This is a genomic window from Acidicapsa ligni (assembly GCF_025685655.1).
GTDB classification, from domain to species: Bacteria; Acidobacteriota; Terriglobia; order Terriglobales; family Acidobacteriaceae; genus Acidicapsa; species Acidicapsa ligni.
The window spans coordinates 169,924-194,984 of the sequence record NZ_JAGSYG010000002.1 but is presented as its reverse complement, the minus strand read 5'-3'; the positions used below and the strand labels follow the sequence as shown (position 1 = coordinate 194,984).

At 57.6% G+C, this 25,061-nt stretch carries 23 protein-coding genes; 19 read left to right on the top strand and 4 right to left on the bottom strand.

Annotated features, from left to right (window positions below; genetic code table 11):
• Positions 1-110: 110 nt before the first annotated feature.
• The 11 genes from OHL19_RS07275 to OHL19_RS07225 all read left to right on the top strand — a co-directional run bounded on the left by OHL19_RS07275 (position 111) and on the right by OHL19_RS07225 (position 11,828).
• Positions 111-974 carry a DUF1003 domain-containing protein gene (locus tag OHL19_RS07275; protein ID WP_263356982.1) on the top strand — a complete coding sequence of 288 codons (864 nt, stop codon included), beginning with the start codon at positions 111-113 and terminating at the stop codon, positions 972-974.
• Positions 975-1,081: 107 nt separating this feature from the next.
• Positions 1,082-2,125 carry a signal recognition particle-docking protein FtsY gene (ftsY, locus tag OHL19_RS07270; protein WP_263356981.1) on the top strand — a complete coding sequence of 348 codons (1,044 nt, stop codon included), beginning with the start codon at positions 1,082-1,084 and terminating at the stop codon, positions 2,123-2,125.
• A gap of 65 nt (positions 2,126-2,190) precedes the next feature.
• Positions 2,191-3,339, top strand: coding sequence for a bifunctional diaminohydroxyphosphoribosylaminopyrimidine deaminase/5-amino-6-(5-phosphoribosylamino)uracil reductase RibD (gene ribD, locus OHL19_RS07265; RefSeq protein ID WP_263356980.1), 1,149 nt, complete (start codon positions 2,191-2,193; stop codon positions 3,337-3,339).
• 33 nt (positions 3,340-3,372) lie between these two features.
• Entirely contained in the window at positions 3,373-4,059 is a 687-nt protein-coding gene (locus tag OHL19_RS07260; RefSeq protein ID WP_263356979.1) for a riboflavin synthase, read from the top strand.
• A 334-nt stretch (positions 4,060-4,393) separates the two neighbouring features.
• Positions 4,394-5,590, top strand: a complete 1,197-nt coding sequence (locus OHL19_RS07255) for a type II secretion system F family protein (protein WP_263356978.1) — start codon at positions 4,394-4,396, stop codon at positions 5,588-5,590.
• Positions 5,591-5,749: 159 nt separating this feature from the next.
• Positions 5,750-7,315 (top strand): GspE/PulE family protein, encoded by a 1,566-nt coding sequence (locus OHL19_RS07250; RefSeq protein WP_449701829.1) that lies wholly within the window; start codon positions 5,750-5,752, stop codon positions 7,313-7,315.
• Positions 7,316-7,426: 111 nt separating this feature from the next.
• A complete protein-coding gene (locus tag OHL19_RS07245) occupies positions 7,427-8,356 on the top strand; it encodes a type IV pilus biogenesis protein PilM (RefSeq protein WP_263356976.1) in 930 nt (309 codons plus the stop codon).
• Positions 8,357-8,359: 3 nt separating this feature from the next.
• Positions 8,360-9,322, top strand: a complete 963-nt coding sequence (locus OHL19_RS07240) for a fimbrial assembly protein (protein ID WP_263356975.1) — start codon at positions 8,360-8,362, stop codon at positions 9,320-9,322.
• The gene (locus OHL19_RS07235) at positions 9,319-9,963 is read left to right on the top strand and encodes a hypothetical protein (protein ID WP_263356974.1); all 645 of its coding nucleotides are present in this window, start codon (positions 9,319-9,321) and stop codon (positions 9,961-9,963) included. Before OHL19_RS07240 ends, OHL19_RS07235 begins: the two co-directional genes overlap by 4 nt.
• 2 nt (positions 9,964-9,965) lie before the next feature.
• On the top strand, positions 9,966-10,637 hold the full coding sequence (locus tag OHL19_RS07230) for a hypothetical protein (protein WP_263356973.1): 672 nt from the start codon (positions 9,966-9,968) through the stop codon (positions 10,635-10,637).
• Positions 10,638-10,694: 57 nt separating this feature from the next.
• Positions 10,695-11,828: a type II secretion system protein gene (locus OHL19_RS07225; RefSeq protein ID WP_263356972.1), complete on the top strand. Its 1,134-nt coding sequence runs from the start codon at positions 10,695-10,697 to the stop codon at positions 11,826-11,828.
• 73 nt (positions 11,829-11,901) lie between these two features.
• On the opposite strand, the gene OHL19_RS07220 is transcribed toward OHL19_RS07225, so the two are convergent.
• Complete coding sequence (locus tag OHL19_RS07220; protein WP_263356971.1) at positions 11,902-12,285, bottom strand: HesB/IscA family protein; 384 nt, start codon at positions 12,283-12,285, stop codon at positions 11,902-11,904.
• A gap of 204 nt (positions 12,286-12,489) precedes the next feature.
• Positions 12,490-13,677, bottom strand: coding sequence for a VWA domain-containing protein (locus OHL19_RS07215; RefSeq protein WP_263356970.1), 1,188 nt, complete (start codon positions 13,675-13,677; stop codon positions 12,490-12,492).
• 139 nt (positions 13,678-13,816) lie between these two features.
• Between OHL19_RS07215 and OHL19_RS07210 the strand changes: the two genes are divergently transcribed.
• The 3 genes from OHL19_RS07210 to OHL19_RS07200 are packed head-to-tail and all read left to right on the top strand — an operon-like array spanning position 13,817 to position 19,606.
• Positions 13,817-15,826, top strand: a complete 2,010-nt coding sequence (locus OHL19_RS07210; protein ID WP_263356969.1) for a SpoIVB peptidase S55 — start codon at positions 13,817-13,819, stop codon at positions 15,824-15,826.
• Positions 15,798-18,347, top strand: coding sequence for an NHL repeat-containing protein (locus OHL19_RS07205; RefSeq protein WP_263356968.1), 2,550 nt, complete (start codon positions 15,798-15,800; stop codon positions 18,345-18,347). The genes OHL19_RS07210 and OHL19_RS07205 overlap by 29 nt, the downstream gene beginning before the upstream one ends.
• Before the next feature lie 8 nt (positions 18,348-18,355).
• The gene (locus OHL19_RS07200; protein ID WP_263356967.1) at positions 18,356-19,606 is read left to right on the top strand and encodes an FtsX-like permease family protein; all 1,251 of its coding nucleotides are present in this window, start codon (positions 18,356-18,358) and stop codon (positions 19,604-19,606) included.
• A gap of 13 nt (positions 19,607-19,619) precedes the next feature.
• Here the strand turns inward: OHL19_RS07200 and OHL19_RS07195 are convergent, their stop codons facing one another.
• The gene (locus OHL19_RS07195) at positions 19,620-20,036 is read right to left on the bottom strand and encodes a hypothetical protein (protein ID WP_263356966.1); all 417 of its coding nucleotides are present in this window, start codon (positions 20,034-20,036) and stop codon (positions 19,620-19,622) included.
• Between the two features lie 63 nt (positions 20,037-20,099).
• Entirely contained in the window at positions 20,100-20,303 is a 204-nt protein-coding gene (locus OHL19_RS07190; RefSeq protein ID WP_263356965.1) for a hypothetical protein, read from the bottom strand.
• Positions 20,304-20,611: 308 nt separating this feature from the next.
• Here OHL19_RS07190 and OHL19_RS07185 point away from each other — a divergent pair, with 308 nt between their 5' ends.
• From OHL19_RS07185 to OHL19_RS07165, 5 genes are all read left to right on the top strand, one after another.
• On the top strand, positions 20,612-21,571 hold the full coding sequence (locus tag OHL19_RS07185; RefSeq protein WP_263356964.1) for a Cof-type HAD-IIB family hydrolase: 960 nt from the start codon (positions 20,612-20,614) through the stop codon (positions 21,569-21,571).
• Between the two features lie 25 nt (positions 21,572-21,596).
• Positions 21,597-22,379, top strand: coding sequence for a lytic transglycosylase domain-containing protein (locus OHL19_RS07180; RefSeq protein ID WP_263356963.1), 783 nt, complete (start codon positions 21,597-21,599; stop codon positions 22,377-22,379).
• A gap of 14 nt (positions 22,380-22,393) precedes the next feature.
• The gene (locus tag OHL19_RS07175) at positions 22,394-23,455 is read left to right on the top strand and encodes a lysylphosphatidylglycerol synthase transmembrane domain-containing protein (protein WP_263356962.1); all 1,062 of its coding nucleotides are present in this window, start codon (positions 22,394-22,396) and stop codon (positions 23,453-23,455) included.
• A gap of 182 nt (positions 23,456-23,637) precedes the next feature.
• Positions 23,638-24,393, top strand: a complete 756-nt coding sequence (locus tag OHL19_RS07170; protein ID WP_263356961.1) for a 3-oxoacyl-ACP reductase family protein — start codon at positions 23,638-23,640, stop codon at positions 24,391-24,393.
• Positions 24,394-24,426: 33 nt separating this feature from the next.
• Positions 24,427-25,008: a TetR/AcrR family transcriptional regulator gene (locus OHL19_RS07165; RefSeq protein ID WP_263356960.1), complete on the top strand. Its 582-nt coding sequence runs from the start codon at positions 24,427-24,429 to the stop codon at positions 25,006-25,008.
• Positions 25,009-25,061: the final 53 nt, after the last annotated feature.

Sequence of the window (25,061 nt, the reverse complement as noted above, 5' to 3'; positions counted from 1 at the left end):
TCACTCACTCTTTCGTTCCACTCTTGCGCTCCATCAAAACCAGTCATGATCTGTCTGCTCTTGTCGTTCAGACAAGCGATATCCACGCTACCTTTCGGAGAAAAACAACCATGCCCTGCAATCCAGAAGAGTTGAAACACGTCCCGTTGTTCGAACTGCTTGACGATGAAGAACTGGCCGTCCTGGCCACGCAGGTCGATTTCGTGAACTTTGCTGCACGGCAGCGCATCTTCAAGATTGGCGATCCATCCAGGCATGCTTACATCGTGATGTCCGGCAGCGTTCGCGTCACCACCGTCGATGAAGACAAGCAGGAGGTCGTAATCGACGAGCCCACACATGGCGGCCTCTTCGGTTTTGCTTCCATGCTCGACGAGACATCGCACCAGGCCGGTGCCATGGCCCTGACAGAAACCGTATGCCTCGAACTTGACCGGAACGACATCACCACGCTTCTGCAAAGCAAACCGATGGCCGGCCTCGACATGCTCACCGTACTGGGACGCCAGCTCCACGCATCGCAGCGCCTCGTCCAGCTTCGCGCCAACCGCAATGCCAACGAACTCATCGAAGAAGAAGCCACCTTTGGCGAACGCATCGCCGACACCGTAGCCCGCTTCGGCGGCTCCTGGACATTTATCATCTGGTTCGGCATCGTCCTCGTGGCTTACGCGGGAATGAACCTGATACTCAAAGGCCGGGCGTGGGATCCTTATCCCTTTATTTTGCTCAACCTCTTCCTATCCATGCTTGCTTCGATTCAGGCCCCGGTGATCATGATGAGCCAGAACCGCCAGGACACTAAGGACCGCCTTCGCAGCGAGTTGGACTTCGATGTAAACCGCCGCGCCGAATCTGAAATTCAAATGCTCTCGCAAAAGCTCAATCTCCTCACGGACAAGATCGGCGATGTAGAAGACCTGCTCCGCGATAAAGACAGTGCGGGCAAAGCTGGCACCTATCTTCAAACCTAAAGCGGGCAGCGACGGGAAAGTCTGTCTTGGATTTCTGGACCGGATGCCTGGACCGGATGCGCTGACATCGACTGCTCGGCTGGTAGACTCGAAGCTGGTAGACACCCATGTTCTCAAAGTTTTTTGGCGGCAAAAAAGACGAGCCGATTTCGATTCTTCAGACAGTTGAAGAGACAAAGCCCGTTCCGGGATCAGTCGAGGAAACGCCTGACCCCGTAGTTGAAGAACCCGCAGGCTCCAGCTTCTTCAGCCGGATGAAGCAGGCCGTGACCCGCACCCGCGAGTCGCTCTCCTCGCGCCTTGAAGGCGTACTGGCCCTTACGCGCACGGTAGACGAAAGCACGCTCGAAGACCTCGAAGCCGCCCTGCTCACCAGCGACCTGGGCCTGCCGACCACCACTGCCATCCTGGATCAGCTACGCGATCGAGCCCGCCGCCAGGATATCAACGGCGGTGAAGAACTACGCCAGCTTCTCAAAGAACAGATCCGCGCTATCCTCGAAGCCCCGCGAAAGCCTGTTGTCGAACCGAACGCTCCGCCCAAAGTCATTTTCATGGTCGGCGTGAACGGCACGGGCAAAACCACGACCACCGGCAAGCTCGCCTCCTGGTATCGTGCCCGAGGTAAATCCGTTCTCCTCTGCGCAGCGGATACTTTTCGCGCCGCCGCCATCGAGCAGCTCGAAGTCTGGTCGCATCGCTCCGGCGTCGAAATGATCCGCACCAAGCAGGGGGGCGACCCGGCAGCCGTACTTTACGATTCCATCTCGGCCGCTAAAGCGCGCAGCATCGACATCCTGGTAGTCGACACTGCGGGACGCCTCCATACCAAGGGCGGTCTCATGGACGAGCTTGAAAAGATGCGCCGCACCGCTGCCCGCCTCATTCCTGAGGCACCGCATGAAGTTCTCCTGGTGATGGACGCGACTACCGGGCAGAATGGCCTGCAGCAGGCGCGTCTCTTCACCCAGGCTGCCGGAGTTACCGGCATCGTTCTCACCAAACTTGACGGTACTGCAAAAGGTGGAATCGCCGTCGCCATCGCCCGCGAACTCAACCTGCCGGTGCGGTTCGTAGGTGTCGGCGAGCAAATTAACGATCTTCTTGAATTCGATCCAGCAGTTTTCGTCGATTCCTTATTAAATTCCTAACGGTTTCTTTGTGACATTAGACCTTTAATAAAGAAGTCCGACGATTTTGTAAAAGGATACCTATCGTGAGCCTGGCTACAATAGACGAAAAATGGATGAAACGAGCCCTGGAACTGGCGCAGCGGGGCATAGGTCTCTGCTCACCCAACCCGGTTGTGGGTTGCGTAATTTTAGACAGGAACGGCGAACTCGCGGGCGAAGGCTGGCACGAGTACGATCTGCGCGATCACGCTGAAATAGCAGCACTTAAAATAGCTGGCGACAGAGCCCGCAGCGGTACGGCTTATGTCACCCTTGAGCCGTGCAACCACTCCGGGCGTACCGGCCCCTGCTCCCAGGCACTCTTGGTTGCGGGAGTAACAAGGGTCGTCGCAGCCACCAAAGATCCGAATCCCCTGGTAGCTGGGCAGGGCCTGCAAACCCTTATAAACGCTGGAGTTGCTGTCGAGGTAGGCGTGTGCCAGGCGGAGGCGCAACGACTGAACGAGGGCTTTGCACGCTGGATTCAGCCTTCCGCCACCAAGCGTCCCCTGGTATTGATGAAAGTCGCCATGACGCTGGACGGCCGCATCGCCCCGCCGCCCGGAATCCATGTAAAACGTGAGCCTTTCTGGATCACCTGCGATGCATCGAGGGCGGCCGTACAGCCTTTGCGCTGGATAGCCGATGCCGTTCTAACCGGCGTGGATACGGTTATCGCCGATAACCCGTTGATGACCGACCGCAGCGGCAATCGTCGTCGCCGGCCGCTGCTTCGCGTCGTACTGGATTCAGCACTGCGCATTCCGCTCGATTCGCAGTTGGTGACAACGGCGCATGAGGACGTTCTGGTCTTTACGGTGAGCTCAGATGCAGCCCGAATTCAGGCACTTGTAGAGCGCGGCGTGCGTGTGGAGATTCTCAAGCCCGAGGCCAGCACTCTCGCTCCGGGAAGAGTTCCGCTGGGGAAAGTGCTGTCGAAACTGGGCGAAGAAAACATTCTGACGTTGCTGACGGAAACCGGCACCCGGCTCAATACCGCGCTGCTCGCCGCTGGACTCGTGGATCGCCTGAAAATCTTCTGTTCGCCGCAAATTCTCGGCTCCGATGCAGTTCCGGCTTTTCGCGGCCTGCCGCTGCCAATCCTGCTCGACCCTGTGGAAATGGAACGTCATGGCAACGACTACAGTATCTCCGCACTCCTGCGCGATCCGTGGATGTCAGGCACGCGGTAATCTATTTCCGCTCGTTTCACTTACACTAAATACATGTTTACAGGGATTATTGAACAAACCGGAACAATAGTTAGCCTTATCAATCTCGACGGAGTACAGCGAATTACGGTGGCAGCACCGGGTATTGCCGGGCAGTTGCGAGAGGGCGATTCGCTGGCGGTTTCAGGCGTTTGCCTCACCGCGCTGGAAATCAACCCCGAGTTCTTCTACGCCGATCTCGCCGCTGAGACCCTGGAAAAAACATCTCTCAGCTCACTCGCCCCCGGTTCCCTGGTGAACCTGGAACTGCCGACAGCAGCGGGCAGTCCGCTCGGCGGCCACATCGTGCAGGGCCACGTGGACGGGACTGGATCGCTGGTCTCCCTGGAACCGGTTGTGCCCAGGTCGTCTCCACAGTTCAACCTGGAGGCGACGGACTGGTGGCTCACGGTGCGAGTCCCGGAGAACGTGCGCGCATTCATGGTTGAGAAGGGCTCCGTAACGATCGAGGGCATCAGCCTGACCATCGCTCGTTCGACGATTCCTGCGGGCGGCGAGACGATCAGCCTGGCGATTCTGCCTCTGACTTACTGGCGAACAAATCTACATTCCCTCGCTGTAGGCGCAACGATCAACGTTGAGGCCGATGTGCTGCTGAAATTCGCGGAAATGCGGGCTAAAACCGCCGAAAAGCCGGAGTTTGACATTACGGAACCGTGGCTTGTTGCCAACGGGTATTGATGGACAAAACCCAGCCTGGCTGCCAACCCGCCACGAAACAGGTTCGGGGCGGATTCGGGGCCGGGCTGATGGGGCTGGGCTGATGGGTATCAGCATTTTGTTTCCTGTCCCGCTCAAAATCGCAATCCCGGATTCCCATTTTGCGATTTTGAGCGGGACAGACACCTGGCGCGTCCATTGAACAGGCGAACTCTCTGGCGATCTCACTGGCCGACCGGCGAAACTGTTACCCTTTCGAGAGAACGGGGAAAGCTGCGACGGGCGCTGAGGACAGCAACGGTATCGTCTATCAATCCAGAAACCTCTGTAACGGCGGCGCTTAGGAAAAGGAAACATGGCAGAGTTTGTCATCAAGCTGGCGGATGAACGTGGTCGAGTGCAGGAGCAGACCCATTCTGCTGCGTCTGCCGAAGAGCTGCGCCAGCGCTTCGCGCACGCTGGCTACCACGTGTTTTCGGTGCGCTCGCGGGGCGGCCTCGGGCGCAAGAAAAAAGCCAAGCTGGAGCCGTTTCTCATCTTTAACCAGCAGTTTTTAACGCTGGTCCGCGCCGGATTGCCGATTCATGGTTCGCTGGAGATGCTGGCCAAGAACCAGCGCAATCCTTATTTTGCCGGGCAGCTTTTGAACGTGACCGAGCGCGTCAAAACCGGCGAATCGCTTTCATCCGCATTCGAGGCGCAGGGTGGGTTCCCGGCAATGTATACGACGACGCTGCTGGCGGGCGAACGCTCCGGCAATCTGCAGGAAGTGCTCGAACGGTTTGTCAGCTTCCAGCGCATCTCACTGACCTTTCGCAAGAAGGTGACGGCTTCGCTGATCTATCCGTGCGTGCTGATCACCATCGTGATCGCGCTGTTCATCTTTCTCATTACGTTTGTGGTGCCGAGCTTTGCCACGCTGTACGACCAGATGGGTTCGCACCTGCCTGCTATCACGATTGCGCTGCTGAACTTTGGCAAACAGGCGCAGCACAATGGAATTTATGGCCTGCTTGTCGTAGCGGCGCTCGGTTACGGAGCCTCTCGTTACGCCCGGACGCCCAAGGGTCGCGACATCGTCGATGGCTTCCGCATCGGGCTGCCTATCTTTGGCAAGATCTGGATCAAGTACCAGGTAGCTCTCTTTGGGCGTACCCTTTCGACACTGCTGACGGGCGGCTTGCCGCTGGTGCCATCGCTCGAAACAGCTGCACGATCCATCTCTTCCAATCGCATTGCGAAGGCCGTTTTTTCGTCGGTGGTTTCCGTGCGCGAAGGGCAAACGCTGGCGAATTCGCTCCAGGCAACCAAGGTTTTTCCCGGGGTCGCGATTGAGATGATCACCGTGGGCGAGCAGACAGGCGCACTGCCGCAGATGCTGAATTCCGTTGCAGAGTTTTTTGAAGAGGACGTAGAGACCGCACTGACCGCGTCCATGGCGCTGATTGAGCCTGCGATTCTGCTGGTGATGGGCGTTTTTGTTGTGATCATCCTGATCGCGCTCTATCTCCCAATCTTTTCACTTGGACAGGTACAGCAGTTCCAGCAGTAGAAGAGCCCCTATCCCGGATCGGATTATGGGCATCTGCAAATGCAAGTTTTATGAGGTTTGGTTATGGCTGATGCAGTAATAGCTCCACCCCAGAATGGACTTCCCTCGCCAGCCCTGGTCGGGTTTGGCCAGATTGACGAGCGCGCCGCCGCTGAGCAGATGGCGCGTCGTTATCGCGCGGAGTTTGCCGACCTCAAGAACTTTAAAATTCAGCACGACCTGCTGCGCACGGTACCCGTGGAATTGATGTTCCGCTTCAATTTCATACCACTGGAACTGCGCGACGACATGCTGGTTATTGCAGTCAGCGATCCATCCAAGCTGATGATGCTCGATGAAATTGCGGGCCTGCTAGGGCGCCGCATCGAGCCGCGCGTGGCAACGCTATCGCAGATTACCGATCTGCTGAAGAAGACCGAGCAATCGCAGCGTGTATTGGATGAGGCCAGCGAAGGCCTGACATTTGACGTGATCTCAAGCGAAGGCAATGCCGACGAAAATATCTCGATAGACAAACTCGCCAGCAATGAAGATCTCAGCCCCATCATCCGCCTCGTGGACACGACGATCTTTACAGCACTGGAGCGGCGCGCCTCGGACGTACATATCGAGACCTACGACGATTCCCTGCTGGTGAAGTACCGCATCGACGGCGTGCTGCAGCCAGCCATGGCTCCCATTGCACGCGAGCATCACTCGACGATTCTGTCGCGTATCAAGATCATGTCCGAGCTGGATATTGCCGAGCGGCGCGTACCGCAGGATGGCCGTTTCCGCGTTCGCTACAAGGGGCGGCTGATCGATTTCCGCGTATCCATCATGCCGACCGTGCATGGCGAAAACGCCGTGCTCCGCGTACTCGACAAAGAGTCGATGAGCGAGAAATTTCGCAACCTGACGCTGGAAGTCGTCGGCTTTGCGGAAGAAGATCTATCGCGCTTCCGCCGCTACATTCGCGAGCCATACGGCATGGTGTTGGTGACCGGGCCTACCGGTTCGGGCAAGACGACGACCCTCTATGCCGCTCTGAACGAGATCAAGAGCGATGAAGACAAGATCATCACCATCGAAGACCCGGTCGAGTACCAGATTCGCGGCATCACGCAGATTCCGGTGAACGAGAAAAAAGGCCTCACCTTCGCGCGCGGACTTCGCTCGATTCTGCGTCACGATCCGGACAAGATCCTCGTTGGCGAAATCCGCGATGCGGAGACGGCGCAGATCGCCATCAACTCCGCGCTGACCGGCCATCTCGTGTTCACGACCGTCCACGCAAACAACGTGGTCGATGTGCTGGGACGCTTTCTGAACATGGGCGTCGAGGCTTATAACTTTGTTTCCGCGCTGAACTGCATTCTCGCTCAGCGACTGGTGCGAACCATATGCGCGCATTGCTCGTATACGGTAAAACATCCGGAAGAGCTGCTGCTGCTGAGCGGCCTCGATCCGGCGGAGTGGCGCGATTTTGAATTCCGCGAGGGAGCGGGCTGCATCGAGTGCGGCGGGACAGGATATCGTGGTCGAACAGCGATCCACGAACTACTGGACTTGACCGACCCGATCCGAGAGCTGATTCTGGATAAGCGACCCACCTCAGAAGTACGTAAACTGGCCCAGCAGGAAGGCATGAGCTTTCTGCGCGAATCCGCACTGGACCGCGTACGCCGCGGTTATACGACGCTTAAGGAAATCAACAAGGTCACCTTTATCGAGGCTTCTCGCTAAAGCATTTCTCCTGAGGATGTCGATGGAAGTTACCGAGATCACGCAGCTTTCCGCAACGAAAGCTGCACTTAACAATCCTGAGCAAGGCGATGTAACAGGAGAAATGCTTTAGTGCCTTCATTTCGATTACAAGTTCCCGTGGGGATTGCGCCGGGCGGACGTCCAGCGGCAGCCTGTGAGATCACGCCTGAGGGGGTCGTTGCCGCAGCTACTCCGGCGCCGGGTGGCACGGCTGTGTATGCCTTTGAGCCTCTGCCTGCCGGCGCGGTTTACCCAAGTCTCCTGGAGCCGAACATCGCGAACCCTGCAGTGCTGACGACAGCTATCCGCTCCGCATTGGGACAGGTGGGATCACGCGTGAAAGCGGTGACCGTCGTGGTTCCGGACTCTGTCGTGCGCGTCTTTGTGCTGGACTTTGACACGCTGCCATCGAGTCAGTCTGAGGCCTTGCCGGTATTGCGCTTCCGCCTGCGCAAGTCCGTGCCCTTTGATGTGGAGCACGCAGGCATCAGCTATCAGGTTCTCAGCGAGGGCTCGGCCAAACTGGAAACGCAGTGGAAGGTGCTGGCGGCGATCATTCCCGGCCCGGTACTGACGGAGTACGAAGCTGCCGTGCGGGCTGCCGGGTACGAGCCGGGCGTTGTGATGCCGACCAGTCTCGCCGGTATGTGCGCGGTCGACAGCCAGGAGGCAGTGCTGGCGGTAAATCTGAGCGCCAAAGTGCTGACTACGTCCATCCTTTCAGGCAACGACATCCTGCTGCATCGCACCATCGAATTGCCTCTGGAGCCAGAGGCGCTGCAAGCCGATGTACAGCGATCCATTGCAGTCGCCGCCGCATACTTTGAGGACAGGCTGCAATTTCGTCCTCATCGTTTGCTTTACTCCGGCACACTGTCGGTACATGATTTTGCAGCGCTGTTAGCGGACGCCGAATTTGCAGTAGGAGAAATGGTTCCCGCGCCTGAGACTGGCATAGTTTCAGCAATGGGACACCAATCTGTAGCTGGCGTGACCGGAGCACTGGTGGGGACGAACTAAGCGATGCGCATTTCAATCAATCTCGCAACTCGTCCCTATGCCGACCAGGGCCCGATGGTCAAACGCCTGCGCATCGGCATGGCGGTGCTGGCCGGGCTATTGCTCATCCTGGGGCTCGGCCTGCTGCACTTTCACCAATCGGCGCTACGCGTTGCCGCCCGCGAAGAAGCGATGGACAAGGCAATCGCAAATATCCAGCGGGAAGAGGACGGGTACCAGGCGCAGATGCAGCAGCCTCTCAATGCCAAGGTGCTCACCCAGGCTGGATTTTTGAATCATCTTTTCGATGTGAAGTCGTTCTCGTGGACGGCTGCGATGGAAGACCTGGAGCGGGTTCTACCCGCTGGCGTGCAGGTTACAGCGATCGAGCCGGTACGAGCCAAGAATGGGCAATTGACGCTGCGACTGCGCATCGCCGGGTTACGCGAACGATCCGTCGAGATGATACGGAACATGGAGCACTCGCAGCGGTTTGTGCATCCGCGCATCACGGGCGAGAATTCGGACAATAGTGAATCGCAAAGCGGGCCCGGATCCAGGTCTGGACCGCAGACCGTACACGATAGCGGAAGGGTTGCCTTTGAAGTGCTGGCGGAGTACAACCCGCCCACTCTGGAGCAGCGCAAGGCTGCAAATGCCGCGCAGAAACGGGCAGTTCCTTCGGTCGAAATACCGCCTCTTGGAGCCCCGGCCCGGCCTGGTTTTGGTCCGGGTGCCGGTATGGGCGCGCGTCCGGGTTTTGGCCCGGGTGCAGGTCCGGGTGCTCGACCAGGCTACCTGCCGCCAAATCTCCAGCAACAGCAGCAACGGCAGTTCCAACGCCCCATGCCAAATCGGACACCGAATCCTGGCGTGAGCCAGCAAAATCCCAACGGGTTTGACCCCAACGGACTGAGAAATCATAGTCAAAACCGCCTGCGGCCCGATGGCGCGCCAACCGAAGCAACAGCAGGAGAACCGCAATGAGCCAATTCACGCTTTTGCGCAAGCGCCTGCTTTCGCCTATCGGTCTGCATGCCGTGGCCTTTGGCGTGCTTGCGATCGCCACTATCTTCCTTGGGATTCGCGTTGGATTGGACTGGCACGCCACCAGCGCCAGCAACATGGACATCATGGCCGGGCGCGCGGCGCAGCTTCGAGCAATGCAGATTCAGACAGCGCCGCTTCGTGGGCTCGATAAGCGCGTGGGACTCTCCCGCTCTCAGATCGATGATTTCTACAAGAAGCGCGTTCCGCCGAGCTATTCGTCGATCCTGGAGCAAATCGGGGCAATTCAGGCCAAGAGCCAGGTTCACCTGGGCGCAGCGCAATACTCGCAGGTGCCGGGTTCCGGCGATCTGACCGAGATTCGCGTCGATGCCGGTTTGAGCGGCGATTACCCGGCAATCATGCATTTTGTAAATGGACTGGAACGCAGCGAGACTTTCTTCGTGATTCGAACCATGGCCCTGACCGGCCAGCAAAGCGGTACTGTGAATCTTCGACTTGGGTTCTCTACCTGGCTAAGGCCAGCGGATGCGGCTGTGAGCGGTCTGCCCATTGAGGGCGCGCCCAAGGCCACAGAGGGAACGGCATCCGACGCCGCTCCCAGCGGGGAGGGACGATAGTCATGGCCCTCAAAGCTGGTACAGACAATAAGCGCAACGTCATCATTGCGGGAGTGCTGTTCTGCCTCGTGGCATACCTGGGCATCAGCCAACTGTTTTTCAGCGGACCCTCCGCACCACCAGCTCCGGCTCCGGTTGTTCCCCGCACGCGACCGCGTACCGTGACAGCTACAAGTTCGCAGAATAAGGGCGCGGAATCCGCGTCCAACTCGGCAAACTCAGTCAGCTCGGCTGGCGAGGCTGGTCCGGCAGCCGAGAAGCTTCCCAGCTCCGGCCTCGACCCGGCATTGCACGTGGAAAAGCTGGCGCTCAGTGAATCAATCGAGTATGCGGGTAGCGGACGCAATATCTTTTCCGAGGACTCCGCCCCGATAGCCATCGAACGCCCGGCAGCGAGCGCCCGGCAGGCAGTGGCGGCAGTATCTGGACCGGCAGCCTATGTGCCGCCTCCTGTACCGCAGCCTCCCGCGATCGATCTGCGTTATTTTGGATACACATCGACCAAAAGCGGCAGTCTCAAGGCATATCTTCTGCATGGCGAAGATATCTTCGAGGCTTCTCCGGGAGAGATCGTCGATCACCGGTTCAAGATCGTGACCGTACAGCCGGGGCAGGTTCAAGTGACGGACCTGAGCTATAACAACACGCAGAGCCTGCCGATCAGCACCAATTGAGTTCATTAGCCGCTCACCGGGATTGCTGCCGATGAGTCCAAACAAGTAACGGATATTATGGCGATCAACCTCCAAACCGCGAAGGGCCAGCAGGGCGCAAAAGACCTGCGAAAATGCCGCACTGTGGCAGCCCGGGTGGGCTCTCGCCCGGCGGCTGGGGAAGAAGGCTACATCCTGATCGCGGTGCTGTTTTTGATGGCTATCCTGCTCATTACATTGGCGATTGCTGCCCCCAAAGTTGCCGCGGATATCCAGCGCGACCGCGAGATCGAACTGATGCACCGGGGCAAGCAGTATCGGCGCGCCATCCAGCTCTATTACCGCAAGTTCAATGCCTATCCGCCGAATATGGATGCACTCGAAAAGACGAGCGAGATTCGATTCCTGCGCAAACGCTACAAAGATCCGATGACCGGCAAAGACGAGTGGCATCTCATCCACTTCGGTGAGAATAAAACTCCCATGGCTATGGGATTTTTTGGGCAGCCGCTCGCCGGAATCAGCAGCGGAACTCTGGCGGGGGTCGGTCCCGGAGGCGCGGGCCAGAGTGTCAGCTCCGCATTCGGCAGCAGTTCGTACGGCAGCAGCTCAAGCGGCGGCAGTTCTTTTGGAGGCAGCTCTTCGGGAGGCAGTTCCAGCGGAGGAATGACCTTTGGCGGCAGTTCCCTGCCCAGCAGTTCTTCGGGAACGAACTCCTCATCGGGTACGAACGGTGGGTCGTCCAGCGGAACGGGCACGGATTCCGGATCGACGAGCAACAGCCTGGGCAGCAACACTGCCTCGACTTTTGGCAGCTCCGGCGGAAGCGGGCAGACCTTTGGTGGCGGAGGTATTGTAGGCGTGGAAAGCACCAGCCCCAAGGCAACGATTCTGGAATACAAGAAGAAGAAGCATTTCAACGAGTGGGAGTTCACCTACGATCCGCAGAGCGAGCAGGCCATGATGATGGGTGGCGGCGGCGCTGTTGGGCAGTCGATGGGCGCTGCCGGCAACGGCGGGACAAGCTCCTTTGGCGGCAGCAACAGCAGCGGCTTCGGGAACAGCAACGGCAGCAGCTTCGGGGGCAGTAACGGTAGCAGCAATAGCTTTGGAAACAGCTTTGGCAATGGCAGCAGCGGAAGCGGAAGCAGCTCTTTCGGCGGAAGTTCTCCCCAGCCCCAGCCGCCGCCCTCACCGCAACAGCAGCAATAGGCAACAGGCGTTTTCAGGCAAAAGGAAAGGCTGCCATCACGGCAGCCTTTCCTTTTGTTCTGGAGGAAGAAACTTAGACGCTGAAGGAGGAACCGCAGCCGCAGGTGCTCTTGACGTTGGGGTTCTCAAACTTGAAGCCTGCCGCTTCGAAGGTCTCGACGTAGTCCACGATGCAATTGTTCAGATACATCAGCGAGGTCGAGTCGATGAATACCTGCAGGCCATCGTACGTGAAGACCTTATCCATCATGCCGCTCTGATTTTCAAAAGCCATGGAGTATTGGAAGCCCGAGCAGCCGCCGCCAACAACGCCCACGCGAAGACCAGCCGGGATCGGATCCTGGGTAGCCATGATCTCGCGTACCTTGGCGATAGCCGAAGGCGTCATGTTCAGCGGAGTTGCCTTGGTTTCCGTAGGAACTGCGATTGTTTCTGGGGTTGCGATTGCGGTAGCCATTTTTTGGATTCTCCCTAAAACTGAACTCGCCAGACCTGACCGATCCGACCTGACTGATCGAAAACTTGTCTCGAACGCTATGTTTACTTTACTGCCAACTGGCATAGAGAAACAAGAGCGTTCTGGCCCGTTATTCCTGATTGGATGCCGTAACTGTGCGAAAAGTCGCAGAGCGATTGCAGCCGGAGAGCTAAATCCAATCGCCTATTCGACTTCCTGCTTGGCGTGGTAGCCGTTACGGAAGATGAGGTCGTACTTGAGCGCTTTGTGCTTTTCGTCCTGCATTTTGAGCGGGTGGCCTTCATCGTCGACCAGTTCGACTTGAATCTTCCTGAAGGTTCCGTCCTGCTTGTTGTTGAGGGGATGATAGATAAGCTCATATTTCGACCGGATTGCCTGGTTGATGGCGCTGAAATCATCCGGCATTTCGCCGACGAAGCGTGGCGCGAAGAACATGCCGCCGGTCATTTTGGAGAAGGTCTGCATCTGGTTGTCGGCCTGCAGATAATCCATCTCGCGGATCTGGCCGCCCATACCGCCACGCCCTTCGGACATGATGCGCGCGACAGCCCCGGTGGACACGGTAAATATGGTCACATTGGGAGTTTGCCGGATCTTGTCCATGACCTTATCCAGCGTGATCTTGGAAAAAGTGTCGCGTCCGGAGGCGATCAGAATGATGTATTTCTGCCCTTCGACGCGGGTAAGCCGGTCGAGCCCCTCATACATGGCGTCGAAAAGATTGCGTTCAGAGAAGCCGGGAATGCGCAGGGCGTTGATGTTCTCAAGCAGGACGCGCTTATCCTGTGTGAAGTCGGTGACGATCTGCGTGCGCATGTCAAAAGTCATCATGGCAACGTAGTCCTGCGGCCTCAACTGCTGTGCAAAGGAGAAGGCCGCGTTGCGCATGTCATAGATGAAGCGATAGTTCGTCGAAGCGAACTCACAGATGAGCAGCGCCGTGATGGGTGCCTCGACGCGCTTGAATCCAATGACCTTCTGCTCCTTGCCATCCTCATAAACGCGGAAGTTGGCAGGCTTCAATCCGGGGACGAACTGATGCGTCTTTTCGATTAGCACGCCCACATCCACGGTAACTTCGGGGACATCCAGGCGCAACGAAACCGGCGGCAACCCCTCTGGATTTTTAAGTTTAGGCGCAGCAGGAGCAGGCGGCGGAACATCCTCTGTCTGCGCCTTCTTCTTCGGAACAATGATGGAGCCGTTATCTCCCGAGGGACCGCCGGAATCGTCCGTCGAGACATCCGGCGTCTTCGGCTGAGATTGCTGAGGCGATGGCGGCTGCGATGGCGCGGGCTGCTGCGACTGGGCCAGCAGATGCGTTGCAGGCACCGCAATGGCCAGCGCCAGGAGAGTTGCGCTGAATGCCACGTGGCGTCTCAGACGCGGGCAAGCAGAGAGAAAGCCGAAGGAAAACTCACTGCACTTTGGGAGATCGGTGCCAGGATTCGTGCAACGCATCGCAACCTCACTTTGAACTTACCAAGGAGAATACGGCCAGACGAAACAATTGGATACCCATTCTACTGAAATTAATTCGGACCAGGTTTTACAGGCGTTGACCAGCGATGGGCGAGCTGCAGCGTCTAATCTGGTAGACGTGTGGAATAGTCAGAAGAAAACAACTCTCACCCTGATTCTCGTTGCTCTCACTACAACTGCTGTTGCCCTCACGGCACAGACAACTGGCTCAGCCACGCAAACCAGCCAAGTCGCCGCAGGACCACCGCCCTCCAGCGTACCGGTATTTCCACTCAATCAGGTGCATCGCGGACTCAAGGGAGTCGCGTGGACAGTCTTTGAAGGAACCGTGCCGGAGCCGATGGATGTAGAAATTCTGGGCGTCCTTCGCGGCGGACGCGGCCCGGGGCAGGACATGATCCTCGCCCGGTTGCGCGGCCCCAAGCCGGAGTACACAGGAGTAGTTGCGGGCATGAGCGGCAGCCCTGTCTATATCGACGGCAAATTGCTGGGCTCTCTTTCCTATCGCATCGGGCAATTCAGCAAAGACCCCATCGCAGGCATCACTCCGATTGAGCAGATGCTCGAAATACGCGATATTCCCGAGCAGGGCAGCCCGCTGCAAACTGCGGTAAATGGCAAGATCACCGATAGCAATCTTGCCTCCGGCATGACCACGAATGCGTCCACGGGCACGACTACGGCTATAGACACCGGCATGACATTCGCCGCCATGGAAACCCCTCTGCTCATGAGTGGGTTTGATCCCGAAGCCATCCGCGTCTGGAAAGAGCGTATGGCCGGGACTGGCCTCGATGTCATCTCCGCCGGCGGGCCTATGGGCTCGACAAGTTCAGGAGGTTCGGCAGAACAGGCAGACACCACAGACGACTCAGGCCCGGTACTGCCCGGATCGGCCGTGAGCATGCAACTTGTGCGAGGCGATCTGGAAATCGCCGCCACTTGCACCGTAACCTACATCGATCCGAAGCAGCTCCTGGCCTGCGGGCATCCGGTTTTGCAGGCAGGACCGGTTTCTCTGCCCATGACCTCAGCCGAGGTTGTGGCCACGCTTGCCTCGCCATTGAATGCCTTCAAGATCGTCAATACCGGCCGCACCATCGGCGCATTCACACAAGATCGCGGAGCAGCCATTCGCGGCGAACTCGGCGCCAAAGCGCGGATGATCCCCGTAAACATCACCGTTGACGGAGGACCGAAGGAGCCCGCGCGATCTCTCGAACACAGGATCGAGGTGGCCGATCTGCCATCCATGACGGCATCGCTAGTACTCGTTTCGGTTTACCAGGTCCTGCTGCAGACCAACCAGAGCACAGTGAGCACCAGCTATCATGTGACCGGCGAGATTGGCCTGCGCGGCATGGCTCCCGTGCCTGTCAATACCTGGGCAGCGCCAGCGGACTCGATGCAGTCGCAACTGGCGGCAGCGCTGGCGGTGGGCGATGATTTCACGCGGCTCTACGCGAATGCCTCTCGGCTGCAACCGGTCGAGAGCGTGAACCTGCATATCGAGGCTATTCCGCAGGATCTACGCACCGAACTGGAAAGCGTACGGCTGGTTTCCTCCGGCATCGTACACGCAGGCGGAACAGTGGAGCTTGAGGCAACCATTCGCCCCTGGCAGAAACCAGCCCGCAATGTTCGCATGTCGGTTGCGATTCCTGCACGTTTGCAGCCGGGAACTCTGCGCCTGCTGGTAGGAAGTGCCGCCGCATTGGATCGCACCCTCGATGCAACCCGATCCGCAGGGCATCCGGCAAGCCTCGAAGCCGCATCGGCACGGCTGCATAGCCTGCATGACGCGGCTCATCTATACGCAGCCCTGCTGCTGCCCGAGTCGCAAGCCTCCGTAGAAGGGCAGACGTTGGAAAGCCTGCCGCTCTCAATGGCCAATTCGATGGAGGCCGAACATAGCGGCCAGGATGTGGAGCTTCATGGCGAGTCAATCTTCGTCGCAGCCGAAGCACCCATAGGCGGCGTTCTGAACGGGCAGCAAATAGTCACGCTGCATGTGGAGGCCGGAGGCGGTCTGCGCTAAATTCCTGTCTTCGAGGGCAGTCGCAGATGTGGTCTTTGTCGTGGTCGCAGTCGTGGTCACTGCTGTGGTCACGGCTGCGACGAGGGCACTCCCGCTCTCGACCGGCATCAACTCTAGTAAACTCAGCGACAGAATGAATCAGTCCTGCGCCTCGCGTCCCTTCCGTTTTTGCGGCCTTGTCTCTCGCAGTTTTTTGTCCACACTGCCTGCCGCAGCCTTTCTCCTGATGCTCGCCCCTGCCCTGCTTCCAGCCTCTGCCCAGGGAACGCGGCTTTGGACCCAATCCAAGTTAGACGAGTTTGAAAAAGGCACGCCGCAGGGTGTGGAAATCACCAGCAACGGCAAACTGCGCAGAGGACCGGTTGCAGCCGAGGTCGTGACGACGCAGGCCACCTTTGTCTGGTCAGTCGCGGCGAATAAGGCCGGCACAATCTATCTGGCCACCGGCTCTCCGGCCACCATCCAGCGTGTTGAAAAAGACGGTAAGACAACCACTCTCTTTGAAAGCAAGGCCGTCGCTGTTCAGGTATTGCGCACCGGTCCGGATGGATCGCTCTATGCAGCGACTCTCCCCGACGGGAAAGTCTATCGGATTCGCCCGGATGCCCCTGCGAAATTGGATGAATCCAATGCCGAGGTCGTCTTCGATCTGGCAAAGATGGACGACGAAAAGAACAGCAAGCCCGATGCCGAAAAACAGGCAAACAAATCCCACTACATCTGGGATATGACCTTTGATTCTGCCGGACGTCTGTACATCGCTACCGGTGGTCCCGCGGCGATTTATCGTCTGGATGTAAAGCAGACCGGCGCAAAGCCTGAGCTGTTCTTCAAGAGCGACGAGCAGCATATTCGCGTACTCACATGGGACAAATCGGGAAACCTTCTCGCCGGTTCAGACGGCTCCGGGCTTGTCTATCGCATCGATCCGAACGGCAAGGGCTATGTGCTGTTCAGCGCCCCACGGCGTGAAATCACGGCTCTTGCCGTAGGCGCGGACGGCACGATCTACTCGGCAGATGTAGGAGACAAGAGCCATAATCCTCTGTCTGCTCTGCCCGTACAAAGCGGCGGCATCGGCATTACCATCAACTTCCTGCAGCCAGGCTCGGTGCAGGCCGCCAATGCCAGTGCCGCGCTACCGGACGGCACGGAGATTTATGCTCTGACTCCGAATGCCGCTCCCAAGAAGTTATGGTCCGGCAAAGAGGAGGTCGTCTACCAGTTGGCAGCTACACCGGATGGCCTGACAGTGTTGACCGGAAATCGCGGCCGCATTCTCAACATCCATTCCGACGGAAGCTTCAGTGACGTGGCCCACCTCGACGCTTTGCAGGCTGTCTCAATGCTGCAGCAAGAGAATGGATGGCTGATAGGCACAGCCAATACCGGCAAACTTTACCGCCTTTCAGATCACGCTGTCACCTCCGAAAAGAGCGATGAACACGCCTACGCCAGCGACGTTCTCGACGCTGGTGCAACAGCCCGCTGGGGCCGCGTGGAGACAGAACCCGGCTCGCACGGCTTCCAGATCTGGACTCGATCCGGAAACGTCGAACAGCCCGTACGCAACCAGAAAGACTGGGGCTGGAGCGACTGGCAGCCTGTTGCCGACGGCAAAATCGTTTCGCCGATTGGGCGCTATCTGCAATGGAAAGTCGTGCTCGGCGACCAGGGACTCATTGGTGGTATCGGGATCAACTATCTGCCGGTAAACTCAGCTCCCTCGGTGGACGATGTCGTCGTCGTTCCAGGCGCGCGGGTGACCGCACAGCAGATGCAATCAGGACAGCCACCGACGGTGACAATTGCCTTTCCAAATCCGGGGCAAGCGGCCGTCTCAACCTTTGACACAGGCACAGCCAACGGCGTCGCTCCGATCCAGGCGCAAAAGGATCGCTCAGCCGTAACCGTGCGCTGGGCCGCGCATGATGATGACAGCGACGATCTGCGCTACACGCTCTATCTTCGCGGCGACGGCGAGCATGTATGGCGTTTGCTGAAGAAAGATCTTACCGACAAGGTCTACAGCTTTGATGGCTCTGCGATTCCCGATGGCGGTTACGAGATCAAGGTCGTAGCCAGCGATGCTCCATCCCATACACCGGGCGATGCGTTAAAGGGAGAACTCACCAGCGAACGCTTTGAACTCGACACGACTGCCCCTGTAATCAGCAGCCTCAAAGCCTCTGCCGCGGTCAATGCGAATTGCAAGCCAGGTACCTGCGCTCAGGCGATTTCGGTGAGCTTCGATGGCAAAGATGCCACGTCGCCAATCAGCCACGCGGAGTACTCCCTCGACGGCGGACCCTGGCAGTACATCGAGCCGGTTGGTGAACTCTCCGACTCCAGCGAAGAGCATTATTCCTTCACCGCCCCACTGCCTTCGCGTGGACAGGCAAATGACGAATCGACACCGCAGGCAGAGCACCTGGTAGCCGTGCGAGTTTACGATCGTTATGACAATAGCGGCGCTGCCAAAGTAGTTGTTCCCGCTTCATCCACAACAGGAGAGAGATAGGTTCGCTCATGGGATTTGAACTCTTTCTGGCGATACGCTACCTGCGCGCGAAGCGACGCCAGGCTGTGGCCGGAATTGTCACGATCATCTCCGTGACGGGAGTGGCCGCCGGAGTAGCCGCATTGGTGATTGCCCTGGCCATCACCAACGGCATGCGCCGCGATCTGCAGGACAGGCTGCTCGGCAGTTCAGCGCATGTGAGTCTCATTCGCGTAAAGGGCGACGGTATCAAGAACTGGCGTCCACTGGTCGAACGCCTTAGCAGCCTGCCGCATGTAACAGCTGCCGCACCAGCCCTCTACGGAGAGGTACTCGTCTCCAATGGAACCCATGCCGGCTTCGCTTTAATCAAAGGAATCATCCCCTCGCAGGAAAGCAAAGTCAGCGACCTGCTTGAGAAGATAAACAAGGGTTCGGCGAGTGAACTAGCTCCCAGTCAGGAAACGGAAGCCCCCGTCGATGCCGCAGTTCCTCCCATCGTACTTGGAAGCGATCTCGCCGACACCGCAGGCGTTTCGGTCGGAGACTCTGTGCTCGTCACCAGTCCGCAGGGGGAACTGACCCCACTCGGACTGGTGCCGCAATGGAGACACTTTCGCGTCGTAGGCATCTTCCATTCCGGCTTCTACCAGTACGACGCGGCCGTAGCGTTCATGCGTCTCACCGATTCTCAGCGGCTCTTCAGTGAGCCGGATCTGATCTCGATCATCAGCTTTAAAATCGACGATCTTTATCAAGCCGAGGCACGTGGCACAGAGATTCAACAAGCCGCAGGCAAAGGCTATTTATCCACCAACTGGATGGACGAAAATCACGAACTCTTTCACGCACTCGCGCTGGAAAAAATCGTAACCTTCATCATCATCGGACTGATCGTCATGGTAGCCGCGTTGAATATCCTCATTGCGCTCACCATGACGGTGATGGAGAAGAGCCGTGACATCGCGGTACTGATGAGCTTTGGCGTGCTGCCCGGGCAGGTGCGGCGAATCTTTCTGCTACAAGGCCTATTGATCAGCCTGACAGGCACAGCCATCGGATTGACGCTGGGCTATCTGGCCTCCTGGGCTGGCGCGCATTATCACTTCGTCCATCTCTCATCGGCAGTGTTCAACATCGACACGCTGCCCTTCGCCCCCGATTGGAAAGATGGCGTACTCGTAGCGATAGTTTCAATCGGAGTAGCGCTGCTGGCAACGCTCTATCCGTCATCCGCTGCAGCAAAAATCCTGCCTGCCGAAGCGCTCCGCTACGAATAGCGCCAGCGCTTCCTTATGGATGCGTTGGCGGCTGCAACAGCTTGTTGGATTCATTCTGGAAATGCACTGCCAGCGCAACCGAAGTGCCGATCCCGGCCGCCGCAAATATTCCGAAAGAGATAAGTCCCTTATGGCCAATGCCAGTGCGGACATCGATAACATCGTTATAGAAGACCTCTGTCGGCTGGGACTCATCCTGCACCCGCATATTGAACGACCGTACACCGATTGAGGTAATGCGGCCCACTAATACAATATCGTTATCTTCCTTGACATAGATCCATCTATCGACCCCGCGCTTGAAGATACGTTCATGCACCGCGGCTGCTGTAATTGGCTTCGATTCGGCGAAGGCCATGTTAGAGAGAGTCAACGCAACGATAAGCAGTTTTGCAATGGAAGCAATACTTCTTTGCCTGGGAACTTTCATATGTAAGATCCTCTGGACTACTGCCAGAGAAGACGACGCGGCCTTGTCTTTTGTTGCAGAGAGTTAGCGCGGCGTGATAACTCCACCGACAGCATGGCGGCGCGGAAGAACAAGGCCGCGATGATCCAGCGTCTCCACTCCTGAGGCGGTCGCATCGAGGCTGCTATAGGGCAGCAATGCTCCACGGCAAACGGGACAGGCGGATGCATGTGCCGCCTCAGAGACACGCGCATAGCACACCGCGCAGATCGTATCGGAATCGTTCATTTCAGCCATCCTTAAAAGCTTACACGTTCGACATAGGTGTTGACTTATGGAACAGGGCGACTCGGCTAGGGCTGGCTTTTGGGAACTTGGGTTGGAGAAGCAGATTCCCTTCGGGAATGACAGCCAGAAAAACAAAAACAAAAACAAGAGCAAGGGCAAAAGCAAAGGCAAAGGCAGCGGCCTGGGCTAAGAGCTAGGACTAAGTTCTGAACTTTGATAGTGTATGCAAACTGTCCCACCTACCGGCTTTCTGCTTTAAATGGTGGAATTGATGCTGCCTTCATCCCTTCAAAGGTAAACTGAGGAGTATGCATAGTTCCCCTTATTCCAAAGCCGCTGCCCCATTTCTGTCTCCGATTCGCCTGGTTGCCATCGATATGGATGGGACGCTTTTGCCGGATTTCAGCACTGAAGTGAGCGAACGCAACCAGCGGGCACTCCGCGAAGCGCAGCAGGCAGGAATCGTCGTGGCGATTGCGACTGGACGCCGCCAGGCCTTCACCGCTCCGCTGCTGCAAAACGTCGGCCTGCGAGCGGATACGCCCATGATTACGTCCAATGGTGCAGTGACGAGGAATTTTTCCGGGGAGCGAATCGCCCTCCGCCGCCTCGACCCAGCCGTGGCACGTGGGTTGTGCGGGGTTCTGCGCGGGGTAGGATTGCTGGTCTTTACGCTCGATAAAGCGTCCCGGCCTGATCTCATTGTCGAAGATATGGCGAAAGCCAAAGATCATCTGGCGAAGTGGGTCGAATCCAATCGCCTTTCAATTGAAGAAGTTCGCCCCATTGAGAATGCGCTTGGAGACGACGTGGACCTGATTCAGGGCATGGCCGCCGGAACGATTGCCGAGATGATCGAGGCCGAGCAGCTACTCAAAGATTGCCCCTGGACCGGTCAGTTCGAGTGCATCCGAACGGCGTACCCAGGCAATGATCTATCCATCCTGGATCTGCTGCCCAGGGGCGTTTCAAAGCGCTCAGCCCTGGAGCAACTGGCGACGCGATTGGGAATTCCGCAGGAGCAGACCATGGCGATCGGCGATAACTGGAATGATGAACTGATGCTTGATTGGGCCGGAGTCGGTGTGCTGATGGGCAATGCGACCGAGGAGTTGCGGACACTGGCCCCTGAACGCGGCTGGCACATTGGCCCGACCAATACTGAAGACGGCGTGGCCGTGATGCTGGAAAAAGCAGTGGCTTCACTGGAAACAGCCGACGCCTCGCTGGAAACAGCAGACGCCAGCCTCGCGTCTGCTAAAGTCTGAACGAGCAACGAACGGGAAGAATTCGATGAACGCAAAGTGGAAAATCCGGTGTGAGCTGGCGGCAATTGCCGCCCTGGGGGCTTTGTGCCTGCCATCCACTGTTTTCGCCGCCGAGCGCCTTACTCTTTCCAATGGATTCGACGTAGTCTGCGATCATCATCAGCTCGTGGACGGTCACGTTCGCGTCTTCCTCAAGGCAACAGAACCGGATTATTTTGAGCTGAAGCCGGAGGCAGTGACCGGCGTAGAGTCCGTGCCTGATCCGCCTGCCGAGACAAGGGCCGCTGAGAGCTCCCTGCCTGTCGCGCAGGCATCCTCCCTGTCATCCGGGCAGCAGCACGCGAAAGCATCCGACACAAAGCTCACCCCCGAAGATCTGCATCAACTGCTATCGAAAGCCGGCGGCGAGCATAATGTGGACGCAGATTTACTCGCCAGCGTGGTCAAGGCCGAGAGCGGCGGCAACACCCACGCAACCAGCCGCGCCGGAGCCCGTGGATTGATGCAGCTCATGCCCGGCACAGCACTGCAGCTTGGCGTCTCCGATAGCTTCGCGCCGGAGCAGAATGTTCGCGGCGGCACGGCCTATCTCGACAACCTGCTGACCCGTTATCACGACAACATCACCCTCGCCCTGGCTGCCTACAACGCCGGGCCGGAGGCAGTTGACCGCTATCACGGAATTCCGCCCTACCGCGAGACCCGAGTTTACGTGGCTCGCGTGGTGCACGAGTTTAACCGCCGCGTAGCAGCACGTCAAAAGTCCGCCAGGCAAAGTCTGGCCGCTGCCACCATCGAAATCCACTAGAGCACGGAGAGCACTTGAAAAAGAATCAGATGATTCTGGGCGTGATCGTTCTGGCCGCATTGATCGGACTGGGTATTTATGGTCAACATCAACACCCCTTCGATTTTCACGCGTTTGCTGAGCAATTCAAGCAGGCTGACTGGCGGCATATCTGCATCGGCGTTGTGTGTATTTACCTGGGCTATCTTTTTCGCGCGGTACGCTGGGCGCTCCTGCTCAGGCCCAACAAAAAGGTGCCCTTGTTCTCCTTGCTTGGAACGCAGGTAATCGGCTTTACAGGCGTGGCGCTCATCGGCAGAGTGGCCGATCTGACGCGGCCTTACCTGGTGGCCAAGAAGACCGGCCTCACCGTCAGCACACAGATTGCCGTTTACATTGTGGAGCGGCTGTTTGACGCCGGAGCGATGGCGCTGATCTTTTCTTCAGTCATTTTGTTAGCCCCTGCCGGAGCATTGCCTCATCCTGAGATCTTCAAAAAATTTGGCTTCTGGGGACTGGCCGGTACCGTAGCTGGCGCGCTGTTTCTGGCTGCGATTCGGCTTGCTGGCGGAGTAGTCGCCTCCTTCTTTGAAAAGACGATTGGCGTTCTCTCAAAAAAGCTTGCGCAAGCAATCGGAGAGAAGATTCGCAGCTTTCGAACCGGCCTGGACACACTGCGCACGCCTACCGATTTCCTGCTGACCCTCGGCCTTTCGCTGGGAATGTGGGCGCTCATCACCATCGCCTACCTGGAAACGGTCCGCGCCTTCTCAGCGCCGCAACTGGCATCGATAACACTGCCCCAGGGCATGGTGCTTCTGGCTTCAAGCGGAGTCGCCAGCATCATCCAGCTTCCGATAGTCGGCTGGTTCACGCAGATTGGCCTGGTGGCGGGCGTGCTGGTAAAACTCTTTGGCGTCGCTCCTGAATCCGCAACCGCTTGCGCTGCAACGCTGCTGGGCGTCACGTTTCTCAGCGTGGTGCCGGTGGGGCTGATCTGGGCTCAGTTTGAGCACATAAGCCTGCGCAAGGTGGCCGTAGAGAGCGAGCACGCCGGCGCAGAAGTGAAAGAAGCGCAAGTCGAGGAACCAGCCTAAACGTAGAGCATATCCATTCAGACTGAGCCCGGCAGAACTCTCACATATCGTCCCGCGAAGGGCGCTCCTCGAACCTGATTCCAATTCGATGACGGTCGATTTGTTCTGAATCTTATTCTGGACAGAATAATCCAAATAAAAGAAGCCAAATAAGACAGGCCACATCGGCCCAGGAGAAAACAATGGAATCAACGCATATAGACAGGCACGCGGGATCAATAGCCCTGGTCACTGGAGGATCAAGAGGGATAGGGGCTGGAATTGTTCGACGCCTTGCATCCGACGGAGTATCGGTCGCTTTTACCTACTCATCCTCCGAAGACAAAGCATTGCAACTGGTCAATGAAATCGAATCAACTGGCGGCAGCGCGCTTGCAATCAAGGCAGACAGCGCGTCTGCGGATGAGGTGCGATTGGCTGTGACGAAGGCTGTTTCTCATTTTGGCCCTCTCGATATCTTTGTCAGCAACGCAGGCATTCTCACGAGAGGAAGCATCGGCGATCTTTCGCTGGAAGACCTAGACCGCATGCTGGCAATCAATGTACGTGCGGTTGTCGTTGGCATTCAGGCAGCAGCGGCTACGATGAACGACGGCGGCAGAATCATCACCATTGGGAGCGTCGTAGCGGTTCGAACTGGCTTTCCCGGTTCAAGCATTTACAGCATGACGAAAGCAGCGATAGTCGGCCTGGTCCGCGGTGTCGCTATCGACCTGGCACCCAGAGCGATCACCGTAAACAATATTCAGCCAGGCCCTATCGCGACAGATATGAATCCCGCAGACGGCCCGCACGTCGACATGCTGCATACTCTGATTCCTTTAAGGCGCTATGGAAAAGATGCTGAGGTTGCCAGCCTCGTTTCCTACCTCACGACAAAGGACGCTGCATTCATAACCGGCGCGAGCCTCACCGTCGATGGCGGATACTCAGCTTAAACTGGGAGCAAGACATTTTTAAGGAGAAGGTGCATGGCCCGCACGAAGGAGTTCGATCAAGACGTTGCCCTTCACGAAGCTGTGCGCCTGTTCTCTCAACAAGGATTGGCCGCTACATCTACGGAAGAACTCATGCAGGCCATGAAAATTGGCCGTCAGAGTATGTACGACACCTATGGCGGCAAGAAAGAACTCTTCCTGAAGGCTCTTCACTTATACGTGACGGAAAGCTGCGGTGCGCTTCTCATGGAGCTTCGGAAAAGCGGGCCGCCGCTGGAAATCATCCAAAATGCTCTCATCTCTTTTGCAGAACGAAAAGACATGTCCAGCGCCGATGGATGCATGGGCCTCAATGCGATTGCGGAGTTTGGTCAGCGTGATCCGGAAGTCATAAAAACGATTCGAGCCGCAGCCGATCTTCAGCACCGCACGTTGCTGGCGTTGCTTCAGGATGCCGCAGCAAAAAATCAACTCGCGCATGAGGATATTCAAAGTGCAGCCGGTTTCTTCGATGCGACCCTCGCGGGAATTCGATTCGCAGCCAAAGCGGGTAAAAGCAGGAAGGCTCTGCGAGCGATGGCGATCTTCGCGGCTAAGGCGCTTTCGACGAAGTGAATCATGCAGGCAACTTACGCGAGCGCCGATATTGCTGCTGCAAGGGCCTGAAA